The 12,063-nt window shown below is 57.4% G+C and carries 13 protein-coding genes; all 13 read left to right on the top strand.

Annotated features, from left to right (window positions below):
- The first annotated feature begins 244 nt into the window (after positions 1–244).
- Positions 245–1,432 (top strand): aromatic ring-hydroxylating oxygenase subunit alpha, encoded by a 1,188-nt coding sequence (locus ACFOOP_RS02440; RefSeq protein WP_379879274.1) that lies wholly within the window; start codon positions 245–247, stop codon positions 1,430–1,432.
- A gap of 52 nt (positions 1,433–1,484) precedes the next feature.
- Positions 1,485–1,973, top strand: a complete 489-nt coding sequence (locus tag ACFOOP_RS02435) for an aromatic-ring-hydroxylating dioxygenase subunit beta (RefSeq protein ID WP_379879273.1) — start codon at positions 1,485–1,487, stop codon at positions 1,971–1,973.
- Positions 1,974–2,286: 313 nt separating this feature from the next.
- Complete coding sequence (locus ACFOOP_RS02430; RefSeq protein ID WP_379879272.1) at positions 2,287–3,186, top strand: thiolase family protein; 900 nt, start codon at positions 2,287–2,289, stop codon at positions 3,184–3,186.
- Entirely contained in the window at positions 3,077–3,583 is a 507-nt protein-coding gene (locus ACFOOP_RS02425; protein ID WP_379879271.1) for a Zn-ribbon domain-containing OB-fold protein, read from the top strand. Before ACFOOP_RS02430 ends, ACFOOP_RS02425 begins: the two co-directional genes overlap by 110 nt.
- On the top strand, positions 3,555–5,288 hold the full coding sequence (locus ACFOOP_RS02420; protein ID WP_379879270.1) for a class I adenylate-forming enzyme family protein: 1,734 nt from the start codon (positions 3,555–3,557) through the stop codon (positions 5,286–5,288). Before ACFOOP_RS02425 ends, ACFOOP_RS02420 begins: the two co-directional genes overlap by 29 nt.
- A 33-nt stretch (positions 5,289–5,321) precedes the next feature.
- Positions 5,322–5,771, top strand: a complete 450-nt coding sequence (locus ACFOOP_RS02415) for a GlcG/HbpS family heme-binding protein (RefSeq protein ID WP_379879269.1) — start codon at positions 5,322–5,324, stop codon at positions 5,769–5,771.
- A gap of 25 nt (positions 5,772–5,796) precedes the next feature.
- On the top strand, positions 5,797–7,266 hold the full coding sequence (locus tag ACFOOP_RS02410) for a 2-hydroxymuconic semialdehyde dehydrogenase (RefSeq protein ID WP_379879268.1): 1,470 nt from the start codon (positions 5,797–5,799) through the stop codon (positions 7,264–7,266).
- A 13-nt stretch (positions 7,267–7,279) separates the two neighbouring features.
- The gene (locus ACFOOP_RS02405) at positions 7,280–8,062 is read left to right on the top strand and encodes a 2-keto-4-pentenoate hydratase (RefSeq protein WP_379879267.1); all 783 of its coding nucleotides are present in this window, start codon (positions 7,280–7,282) and stop codon (positions 8,060–8,062) included.
- A gap of 17 nt (positions 8,063–8,079) precedes the next feature.
- Positions 8,080–9,021, top strand: a complete 942-nt coding sequence (locus ACFOOP_RS02400; RefSeq protein ID WP_379879266.1) for an acetaldehyde dehydrogenase (acetylating) — start codon at positions 8,080–8,082, stop codon at positions 9,019–9,021.
- A 5-nt stretch (positions 9,022–9,026) separates the two neighbouring features.
- A complete protein-coding gene (gene dmpG / locus ACFOOP_RS02395; protein WP_379881486.1) occupies positions 9,027–10,070 on the top strand; it encodes a 4-hydroxy-2-oxovalerate aldolase in 1,044 nt (347 codons plus the stop codon).
- Positions 10,071–10,841: a 2-keto-4-pentenoate hydratase gene (locus ACFOOP_RS02390; protein WP_379879265.1), complete on the top strand. Its 771-nt coding sequence runs from the start codon at positions 10,071–10,073 to the stop codon at positions 10,839–10,841.
- 5 nt (positions 10,842–10,846) lie between these two features.
- Positions 10,847–11,065, top strand: a complete 219-nt coding sequence (locus ACFOOP_RS02385) for a tautomerase family protein (protein ID WP_379879264.1) — start codon at positions 10,847–10,849, stop codon at positions 11,063–11,065.
- Positions 11,066–11,069: 4 nt separating this feature from the next.
- Positions 11,070–11,894, top strand: coding sequence for an alpha/beta fold hydrolase (locus ACFOOP_RS02380; protein ID WP_379879263.1), 825 nt, complete (start codon positions 11,070–11,072; stop codon positions 11,892–11,894).
- Positions 11,895–12,063 lie beyond the last annotated feature (169 nt).

The following is a 12,063-nucleotide window of genomic DNA, read 5'->3' as shown; positions in this document are numbered from 1 at the left end:
AGAAGGGGGCAAGCAGCAAAAGCTTATTGACAATAGTCTGTCATCTATCTTAAATTAATCAAGCGCTCAGTTAATAATGTAGCGTTGACAGAATGGGTCAGCCGGTTTTCCGACCGTGAATCAGGAAGAAAAAAGCACGATGAAACAAACCGATACGCCAAAATCCCTTCGGTATGATAAGCTGATAACCGACGCACGGGTTCACTCATCACTTTATACCGATAAAAGAGTCTTTGAAGACGAATTGAACAAAATTTTTCGGATGGGTTGGGTTTTCATCTGTCATGATTCAGAGATTCCGAATGCCGGGGATTTTGTCAGACGAAATGTCGGCCGGGAGCCGGTGTTCGCCATCCGATCGCGTGATGGCGAAATTTCTGTCATTGTGAATCGTTGCGCGCATCGCGGTAACATTATCTGTCAGGAAGACAAAGGTAACAGGAAAGCGCTCGTATGCCAGTATCACGGTTGGGCGTATGACACCAAAGGCGCTCTCGTCGACGTTCCTTATCCTGGTGGATTCACAGGAGATTTCTCTTGTCACGGGCTCGAACGGCTTCCGCTGGTTGATAGTTACCAAGGGTTTGTTTTCGCCTCATTCAATGAGAATGCGCCGCCCCTGCTAGATCATCTGGGGCGCGCGACGGAACTGATTGATCGGGCCGTTGAAATGTCGCCCGTTGGACGAATTCGACTCTCGGGCGGATGGGTTCAGCACCGGTTTAACTGCAATTGGAAAATGCTGCCGGAGAACGACACCGACGGCTATCATGTCAACTTTGTGCACCCTTCATTTGCGCAGGCGATTCGCTCTAATTATGACGAAGCGGTGCTTGACGACGAGGAAGGCCTGAAGTCGCTGGCGAAAGACTGGGGTAATGGTCACACGGAATTGTTTTTCTCGCCGTCCTATACGAGACCGCTGGAATGGTTCGGTTGCGCGGAAGGCCGCCACCCATCATACACAAAGGCGTTGCTGGCTGCATATGGCGAGGAAAAGGGCGGCCGGATACTAAAGGATGGACCGCCTCACGCCGTTATTTTTCCAAATCTGTTTCTTGGCGAAATGAATATAGTTCGTTTCGAACCGGTGGCGCCGGGCATTTGTCTTCATGTTCATACCCCGATGTATCTCGAAGGGGTTGAAGACGATGTCAACAAACGAATTTTGCGACAATCCGAGGGTGCGCTTGGGCCGACCGCCTTTCTGCTCGCCGATGACTGCGTAATTGCCGAGCGTGCTCAGCGCGCTCTTCAAGGCAAGGGACGCTGGCTTGACCTCAGTCGCGGCGCCGAGCGGGAGGTCGTGGCTGGTGACGGCGTGATTTCCAGCCATCTCACCGACGAGACTCCAAACCGCGGTTTCTGGCGTCACTACAGAAACGTGATGCACCCCGGCGCTCCGACATCCGGCGCAATCGCCGTCGCATAGTGTAAAAATGACCAGAAATCGGATTTGAAATTATCAAAAGCGTGGCGTGGACATGATTTCCGTTGAAGACCGACTTCAAGTTGAGGCTTTTCTTTACAAGGAGGCGCGGCTGGCCGATGAGTCGCGCTACTCGGAATGGGAAGCGCTTGTCGATGACGATATGCACTATTGGATCCCATTGCAGGAATTTCAGGAACCGGATTCCGATCAGGTATCGATATTGAACGACAATCGTACGCGGCTGGCTACACGCATTCGACAACTGAACACCGGCGTGCGCCATGCGCAATTGCCCCCGTCCCGCATGCGTCGCTTGATTTCAAATATCGAGATCGAGAAGGCTGAAAATGGCGAGTTTTTCGTCGGTTCGAATGTCGTACTTTATGAATTTCGCCGGCAGGCGACTAAGGAGCTTGAAGTCTGGCCTGCTCGAGTTGAGCACAAGCTCAGATGGAAAGACGGAGGGTTGAAAATGTTCAGTAAGCATATCTTTTTGCTGAACTCCGAAGGCTCCGTACGCGGCCTTTCATTTATTATTTGATCTCGCGTGAAAGGTTTCGCCACTTGGCATGTATGTAAATAAAACCCGTTCTGCGAAAGCGGCTGTCATTGGGCTCGGTGAAAGTACGTTTTCGCGCAAACCCGACCAATCAGCGCGAGGGCTTGCTGTCGACGCGTGCCTCGCCGCGGTCGCCGATGCCGGATTGAAAAGGTCCCAAATTGACGGCTTGCTCCTGAACAGGAGCCCAATTGAACCCAGCAGCGTTCTTCCGCTGCATCTCAAACGGGATCTCTGCCTTGGCGACCTCTCGTTGTTGGCGTCGATAGAAGCGGAAGGCAGTTCGGCTATACAGATGATCCAATATGCAGCGCTGGCTATTGAAGCCGGTATCGCTGCAAACGTCCTTTGCGTTTTCTCTGACGCGCCGGTGGGCGTGGCGGGCGCTGGCGCCGCCTACTCGATCTCAATGAATTTGACGGGACTCGAAGGTTGGGATGAACGCCATGGGCTGATTGGCGCAACGGGCGCCTTCGCACTCGCGACGCAGCGTTACTTTCACTTGTACGGCGCCGACAGCAATGCGCTTTATGAGGCTGCTGCGTCGGATCGAGAATGGGCGGCGCGAAACCCCAAGGCGTTTCTCCGCAAACCGCTTGTAAAAGAGGAATACTTTGCTTCACGATGGATTGTGGAGCCATTACGGTTGTTCGATTGCGCGTATCCAGTAAATGGCGCTGTGTCCGTTATTGTATCGTCTGCAGACAATGCCAAAGATCGTCCGAAACCGCCTGTTTTTCTACACGGCTTCGGGCAGGGCCATTCCGGCGCGCGTAATTTCGCCAGTGAAGAGCCCGAAATCCATACGGGAGCGGAAATTGCGGCGCACAATTTGCTGGCCGGGCTTGGTGCGACCCCGGATGTGTTTGATTTTTGCGAGTTTTATAATGCTTTTAGCATCGCGACAATCCTTGCGCTTGAAGGGTATGGTTTCTGCGCGGCGGGAGAAGGCGCGGAATTCATCGCCAGCGGCGCCACAAGGCCCGGCGGCGCGTTACCGACCAATACGGGCGGCGGGCACCTATCATCTTATTACCTGCAAGGCATGACGCCGGTGCATGAGGCCGTGATCCAGATCCGCGGTTATGGCGGCGAGCGCCAGGTGTCTAAGACAACTCTTGGTCTTGTTACCGGATTCGGCGGGCGAATGGAGTATCATGCAGCAATGGCCGTCAGTCCGCACAGGGAGATTTGACGCAATGGGAAGCCGGCTCAGTGCAAACCGTATTGAAAACGTCGATATGGACGTAAGCGAAATCCTCGAACGGGCGGCGACCGGCAAATTGTGCTGCCTTTCCTGCCGGAGCGGCTGCGGCGTAACCGATTATGCGGCTCGGGTATGTCCAAAATGCTCCGGTCCGCTTGAATTAAGGGCTGCCTCCGGCAAGGGGCGTATTCATTCTTTCGCCGTTTTTCATACTCAGTATACGTCTGAATTGGCGGCGCCCTATACGGTCCTTTTTGTCGAGCTTGAGGAAGGGTGCAGGCTGGCGGCGCTTCTGGATTCCCCGAAGGGTCCGCCCCCTAAGGTTGGCGATCCGGTAGTGTTCGCTCGGACAGGGAGTGGGGCTGTTCATTTCTCATTGCAATAAAATAAAGAGCAAAAGCGGAAATCGGGAGGGAGAAAAAATGAAACGGGATGTAATCAATAATCTGCTGTACTCAAACATAAAAGTCGATATCGACGGCCAGCCTCTGGGCAGATTGGAAATCCTGCCGCGCGATCTAGTTAAGCGTACAGGCGTTAATAACCCGAACAAAACAGCTTATATCTGTGGTGATCGGCGTGCGAGTTGGGGTGATATGCATGCTCGCTCTGATCGGATCGCTGCAGCGCTTCAGGCAAAAGGGTCTGCCGCCGGGGACGTCGTCGGAATTATGGCGCCGGAATGTATCGAAGTATACGAACATTTCTTTGCCTGCATGAAAATCGGAGCCATTCGCGTTGGCGTAAATCGGCGATATGCGGAGGCTGAACTGCGGCATGTATTCGTTGATTCTGGAATGAAATTTCTTTTTGTGCATGCATCATGTCGCGATATCCTTTCGAATGTCCGGGATGATTTACGAACTTTGAGTATTCTGACTATCGGCTTTGGCGGCGAACATGATTTCGATGCAGATCTCGCAGCTATGATTGGCGACGCCTGCGCCGCGCCCGACCTGCCCCCGCTAGCCGCCGCAGATGCTCTGATGTACAGTTATACGTCCGGCACGACGGGGACGCCCAAGGGGGCGGTGTTAACCCACGGTGCGATTGCCGCGACAATTCTCCATGCGTTGGCGGAGTTCGGTTTTGTACGCGATGACCGTTTTCTCCTACCGACGGGAAATGCGTGGGTCGCAGTTGTGCTCGCGTTTCTTGGTCTTGGTAACGGCATGACCCATGTCATTGCCGATGGCGACTACGACCGCGCGACATTTTTCGATATTGTGAGGGAACAGGGCGTGACGGCGTTCCTGCTCGCGCCGACCATGTTGAACTGGGCGCTTGAGGACAACAGAAGAACGCCTTTCGATCTCAGTTCAGTGCGTCTCATCATTTATGGGTCGTCGCCGGCATCGCCAGCCTTGATCAAGCGCGTGCATGAGACATTCGGCAAGGATATGATCAATGTTTACGCGCTGACAGAGACATCTTGGGGCGGTGTTGCCTTTCTATCGCCGGGAGATCATCGCCGCGCCTTGTCAAAAAAGCCAGAGCTGTTGTCCTCGGTCGGTCGGATCGCTTCCCATTTCGAGATTTCCATCCGAAATGAGGATGGCGCGCCGGTCCGGGCAGGTGAACCCGGCGAAATCTGGTTGCGGGGTCCGACCATCATGACGAATTATCTGAACCTTCCAGAACAGACCGATGCAGTGCTGCGCGACGGATGGCTGCGTACGAACGATATCGGCCGCCTTGACGAGGACGGATATCTTTACCTTCTGGACCGACAAAAATTCATGATCATCTCGGGCGGTGTAAATGTTTATCCTGCAGCTGTCGAGGCGATCCTCGCCAAACATCCGGGAGTCGCCGATATCTGCGTTGTCGGCGTCCCCCATCCGGAATGGGGCGAGGCCGTGGTCGCCGTTGTGCGCCGCCACGACGGGCACGCCAAACTTACCGGCAGCGAGCTGATTGACTTTTGCCGTGACAAGCTGAACCGGCCATCAACACCAAAGCACATCCTTTTTACAGAAGATGATTTCCCTCGTACGACAAATTTTAAAGTTCGCAAACATGAAGTTCGCGAACTCGTTATGACCGCACCCGGTAGCTTACCGTGGGATGGCAAAGGCGACCGCGATTAGGACCTTTATGGAAAATACACTGGAGACCGCGTGATGAATGGCGACAACATATGCGTGATACGCCGCGATGTTAGTACCAAGGCGGCGCATGTTGGTGTTGAGGCTGCCGTGGTGCATGGGCTGAAGCTCAGTGCGCCGGTTGCGGCGGCGGTGGTTGATAGATCTGGGCGGTTGACGGCGTTTCTTCGCTCGGCGGACGCGTTTCTTCGGTCAACCGATATCGCAATCGACAAGGCGTCGACAGCGGCTGGGTTCCGGATGGAATCGGGCGCGCTTTACGCGATGGTGAAAGACAACGATGCGGTTCTTGAGGGGTTGCGGTCGCTTTCAGGCGTGGCGCTATTCGGAGGCGGCGTTCCGATTATTTTTGAAGATGAGATCATAGGCGGGATCGGAGTGTCGGGCGGTTCCGAAGAGCAGGACATCGATTGCGCGAAAGCCGGCATTGCGGCGATACAAGTCCTTGCGGCGGATGAAGCGTAAGAACTGGGAATTAAGGGCGTTGTAGATGACTGAGCTTCGGGAATTTTTGCATTTTATTGACGGTGCCTATCGTCCGAGCGCTTCGGGGAAGACGTTTCCGGTGGTCGCGCCGGCGACCGGCGAGACTTATGCCGTCGCTCATGAAGCAGGTGAAACGGAGGTGGATGCGGCGGTATCAGCAGCGAGATCGGCGCTGAACGGCCGGTGGGGCGTATTGAGCGTTGCGGACAGGATCGATCTTGTGATTTCGGTGGCGGACGAAATCACTGCGCGATTTGACGATTTTCTTGAGGCGGAAATAACCGATACGGGAAAGCCGCGATCGCTTGCCTCCCATATTGATATTCCGCGCGGCGCCGCGAATTTTAGGATGTTCGCCGACACGATTCGGACGATTTCAGGAGAGTCTTTCGAGACGGCGACGCCGGACGGCGCGGGCGCCATCAATTATTCCCTTCGCAAGCCGCGCGGCGTGATTGCGGTCATTTGTCCGTGGAATTTTCCGCTTTTGTTAATGACGTGGAAGGTCGGACCGGCGTTGGCCTGTGGAAATACGGTGGTGGTGAAACCATCTGAAGAAACGCCGGCGACCGCGACGTTGCTCGGCGAAGTGATGAACAAGGCGGGCGTGCCGAAGGGCGTATATAATGTTGTTCACGGATTTGGACCGGGATCGGCCGGCGAGTTCCTGACGTCTCACCCCGGTGTCGACGGCATAACCTTCACCGGGGAGACGCGCACCGGTGAGGCGATCATGAAAGCGGCTGGGACGGGCGTGCGTCCTGTATCGCTGGAGCTTGGCGGCAAGAACCCCGCCATCGTGTTTGCGGACGCCGATCTGGACAAGGCGGTTGAGGGGACTATGCGCTCAGTCTTCGCCAATTGCGGGCAAGTTTGTCTTGGCACGGAGCGTGTTTACGTTGAGCGCCCTGTTTTCGACGAATTTGCGGCGCGCCTGAAGGCTGGTGTGGAAAAGCTGAAACTCGGCGGGCCGTCTGCCAAGGGCGTGAGCCTCGGACCGCTGATCAGCGCTGAACACCGGGAAAAAGTGCTGTCCTATTACAAGCTGGCGGCGGAGGAGGGCGCGACAGTCGTCACCGGCGGCGGCATGCCGGCGATGAGCGGTGCGGAGAAGAACGGATTTTTTATCGAACCGACGATCTGGACAGGGCTTGCCGATGATTCTCGTGTCGTCGTGGAGGAGATATTCGGCCCCTGTTGTGCGCTCCTGCCTTTTGACGAAGAGGACGAAGTTATCGCGCGGGCCAATAACACTTATTACGGCCTTGCCGCTTCTTTGTGGACTGATAATCTTTCCCGGGCTCACCGTGTTGCGCGACAACTTGATGTAGGTATCTGCTGGGTGAACAGCTGGTTCCTGCGGGATTTGCGCACGCCCTTTGGCGGCGCCAAGGCGTCCGGCGTCGGCCGAGAGGGCGGCGTGCATTCGCTCGAGTTCTACACCGAGCTTGAGAATATCTGTGTGAAGTTCTGAACGGGCGTTGGCGATGAAAGATAAAATACAAAAAGCGGCTGACCGATTGTGGGATGCTTCGCGTTCGGGCGAGCCTTGTGCGGCGGTGCGTGATCTGATCGGGGAGCTTGGGATTGACGCGGCGTACCGCGTTCAGGAGGTCAACACAGAGCGCCGGCTTGGCCAGGGGCGCCGGCTTGTCGGGCGCAAGACGGGGCTGACGGCCAAAGCAGTGCAGGCCCAGCTGGGCGTCGATCAGCCCGATTACGGAATGTTGTTTGACGATATGGACATGCCGCTCGGGTCGGAGATTTCCGTGACAGCGGTGATGCAGCCGAAGGTGGAAGCGGAGATTGCGTTCATCATGGGCGATGATCTCAATGCGGAAACGCTGACATCGGCGGATATTGTGGCGTCGGTGGACTATGCGGTTGCGGCGATTGAGATTGTCGGCAGCCGTGTAAAGGGCTGGGACATTCGCATTCACGACACCATTGCAGACAACGCCTCGAGCGGGGTGTTTGTGCTGGGCGACGCGCCGCGGCGTCTGTCGGAGATTGATTTGCGACTGTGCGGGATGATGATGGAGCGGCGCGGCGAGCCGATTTCAGTCGGGGCTGGCGTGGCGTGTCTGGGCAGTCCGGTGACGGCGTGTTTGTGGCTGGCGAAGGTCATGGCGAAGGAAGGCCGCCCTCTTGGCAAGGGCGATATTGTGCTGACGGGTGCGCTCGGTCCCATGGCGGGCGTTGAAGCGGGCGATGCGGTGACGGCGCGGGTCAACGGGCTCGGTTCCGTGACGGCGTTTTTTACGGAATGACGGGAAAGGTGAGTTGAATGGCGGGCAAGGTGAAATGCGCGATTGTCGGGTCGGGCAATATCGGCGCCGATTTGATGATCAAGGTGATGCGGACGTCGGATGTCTTGGAGATGGGCGTCATGGTGGGCATCGATCCGGATTCGGACGGGTTAGCGCGCGCCAGGAAACTGGGCGTTGAAACGACCCATGAGGGCATGGACGGTCTCGTCAAGATGCCTGTATGGAAAGATATCGAAGTGGTGTTCGATGCGACCTCGGCGAAAGCGCACGAATATCATAACGAGCTTTGCAAGCGCGACGGCAAGCGGATGGTGGACCTGACGCCGGCGGCGATCGGTCCGTATTGCATCCCGGTAGTGAATGCCGAGGAACATCTCGACAAGCAAAACGTTAATATGGTGACCTGCGGCGGTCAGGCGACGATCCCGATCGTCCATGCGGTGCGGCGGGTGTCGGAGCGTGTTCCCTATGCGGAGATTGTGGCGTCGGTCTCGTCGAAGTCAGCGGGGCCGGGCACGCGGGCGAATATTGACGAGTTCACCGAGACGACGGCGAAGGGCGTTGAAGTGCTGGGCGGCGCCGAGCATGGCAAGGCGATCATTATCCTCAATCCGGCCGAGCCGCCGCTGATCATGCGCGACACGGTTTATGCATTCTCCATGGGCGGCAAGGAAGAAGAGATCGAGAAATCGGTCAAGGACATGGTGGCGGCGGTCCAGGACTATGTCCCCGGCTACCGTCTGAAACAGAAAGTGCAGTTTGAGCGTTTTGGCGGCAATCGAAAACTGAAGATTCCAGAGCTTGGAGAATTTGAAGGCGTCAAGGTGACGGTGTTCCTGGAAGTGGAGGGGGCGGCGCATTACCTGCCGGCCTATGCGGGCAATCTCGATATCATGACTTCGGCGGCTCTGACCATTGGCGAACGCATGATGAAGCATCTGGCGGAGGCGGCGGCGTGAGCGGGCTGATCAAGGATCCGACAAAGGAAAAAATCTATGTGCAGGATGTGACCCTGCGCGACGGCATGCATGCGATCCGCCACCTCTATGGCGTCGATCATGTGGCGAAGATCGCGAAGGCGCTGGACGAGGCCGGGGTCGATGCGATCGAGATCGCCCATGGTGACGGCATTCGCGGGTCTAGTTTCAATTACGGGTTCGGCGCTCATACGGACTGGGAATGGATCGAGGCTGTCGCCGAGGCGGTCGACCGGGCCGTGGTGACGACGCTGATCTTGCCTGGCATCTGCACGATCACCGATCTGAAGCGCGCTTATGATCTCGGCGTGCGCTCGGTGCGGGTGGCGACCCATTGCACAGAAGCCGATGTCGCGAAACAGCATATAGGTGCGGCGCGCGATCTCGGCATGGATACGGTTGGCTTTTTGATGATGAGCCATATGGTCGAGCCGGAGAAGCTCGCTGAACAGGCTGTGCTCATGGAGAGTTACGGCGCGCAATGCGTTTATGTGACCGATTCCGGCGGCGCCCTCGATATGGACGGTTATGGGGCGCGTTTCGACGCCTACAATAAGGTGCTGAAGGACGAAACCGAGCGCGGCGTGCACGCCCATCACAATCTCTCGCTCGGCGTCGCCAATTCGATTGTGGCGGTTCAGAAGGGCGCCCGGCGGGTGGATGCTTCGCTGGCCGGCATGGGCGCGGGGGCGGGCAACGCGCCGCTGGAAGTCTTTGTCGCGGCGGCCGAGCGCAAGGGCTGGCACACCGGTTGCGATGTGTTCAAACTGATGGATGCGGCGGAAGACCTTGTGCGCCCGCTTCAGGACCGCCCGGTGCGGGTCGACCGGGAAACCTTGATGCTCGGTTATGCCGGCGTCTATTCGAGCTTCCTCCGGCATGCGGAGAAAGCGGCGGAAGAATATGGCGTCGATGTGCGCGACATCCTGGTCGAGCTGGGGCGTCGCGGCATGGTCGGCGGCCAGGAGGACATGATCGTCGATGTCGCGCTCGATATTTTGAACGAGCGCGAGCAGGCGGGAGCGGCGTAGATGGCGGGTCTTGAAGAACTGGCCGTCGTTGTCGACGAGGCGCAGCGCGAAGCGCGTGCGATCCCGCAGTTGACGAAAGACCATCCTGATTTATCGGTTTCGGATGCTTATGCGATCCAGGACCTGTCCGTAGCGCGGCGGATCGCCCGGGGCGAAAAACGCATCGGCGTCAAGATGGGGCTGACCAGCCGGGCCAAGATGGTTCAGGTCGGCGTAAACGAGGCGGCCTGGGGCCGGCTTACCGACGCCATGCTGCTGGTGGAAGGCGGGATCCTGAAGAAGTCGGCTTTTGTGCATCCGCGTCTTGAGCCGGAAATCGTGTTCCTTTTGAAGAAACGGCTGTCGGGAAAGGTTTCCGCGCTGGAGGCGATGTCCGCGGTTGAGGCGATCGCGCCGGCGATGGAGGTGATCGACAGCCGTTATGAGAACTTCAAGTTCGCGCTGCCGGACGTGATCGCCGACAATACCTCGTCTTCGGGCCTCGTTATTGGCGCGTGGCGGTCTGCGCAGATCGACTGTTCCAATCTCGGCATGGTGCTGTCCGTGAACGGACGGCCGAAAGAGATCGGTTCGTCCGCGGCGATCCTCGGCCATCCTGTGCGCTCGCTCGTTGCCGCCGCACGCATGACGGCCGAATGGGGCGAGGCGCTGGAGCCCGGTCATATCGTCATGGCCGGCGGAGCGACGGCGGCGCATCCCGCCAGCGTCGGGGAAACGATCAGCCTCGAGGTGCAAAATCTCGGCGGTGTCTCGATCAATGTGGAGGCGTAAGGTCTGTGCCGATTATTGACGTCACCATGCTGGAAGGGCGCACGGCGGAAGAAAAATCGGAATTGATCCGTGAACTGACCGATGCGGCGGTGCGTGCGGTCCATGCGCCAATACAGTCTGTGCGCGTGATCATCCGCGAGGTGCCGCCTGAACATTTCGCCGCCGCAGGCGTGTCGAAAGCCGAAGAACGAGCAAAATTAGCAAGCGGCGACGCAAAAGGATAAAAAAATGAGTGACAATCCCGAGATCGGCAAGTCCATCGACGCCGGCGGCGTTAAGACCAATTATCACGATCTGGGCGAAGGGCGCCCGGTGATCCTGATTCATGGTTCGGGGCCCGGCGTGACGGCCTGGGCGAACTGGCGGCTCAATCTGCCGGTGCTGTCGGAGTGCGTGCGCGCAATTGCGCCGGACATGCTGGGCTTTGGCTACACAGAGCGGCCGGCGGACGGCGTTTACAATATGCAGCGCTGGCGCGGGCATCTGATGGATCTTGCCGACGCCCTCGGGCTTCAGGAATTTGATATTATCGGCAACTCTTTCGGCGGCGCGCTCGCGCTCTCCATGGCGGTTCATCATCCGGACCGGGTCCGACGCATGGTGTTGATGGGAGCGGCCGGCCTTGAATTCGAACTGACCGAAGCGCTCGACAAGGTGTGGGGTTATGAACCGTCGGTCGCGGCGATGCGTGCAATGCTTGACATCTTCGCCTATGACAACTCGCTCGTCTCAGACGAGCTTGCTGAAATGCGCTACCGGGCGAGCATCCAGCGGGGCTTTCACGAGGCCTTCAGCGCCATGTTCCCGGCGCCGCGCCAACAACACATCACGGCGCTTTCTACGCCGGAAGAGGAGATTGCGCAAATCGCCTGTCCAACGCTGATCCTGCATGGGCGGGAAGACCGTGTCCTGCCGATGAGCAACAGCCTGCGGCTGTTCGATCTCATCAAGACGTCCGAAGTTCACCTGTTCGGCAAATGCGGCCACTGGACACAGATCGAGCACAAGGACCGGTTCAATCTGCTGGTCGCTGACTTTCTCGCGCGCGAATGAGGGCAGGTGACTGATTTCACCCACGCTCTTGACGTCCATAAACAAAACGAGATGGGGTTTGTTAAATTTCTTCGAAGCACCTGCATTCGGTTATATTGAGCTCTCCGACGACGGCGCGATTCGCGCCAATTAATTCACACTTCGCCACATCAATTCAGGCAGTTGGTGT

This window comes from Hyphococcus aureus (assembly GCF_042643165.1).
GTDB lineage: Bacteria > Pseudomonadota > Alphaproteobacteria > Caulobacterales > Parvularculaceae > Hyphococcus > Hyphococcus aureus.
Note: the sequence above shows the minus strand (reverse complement) of the source record. Positions and strands in the feature narration are given on the sequence as shown.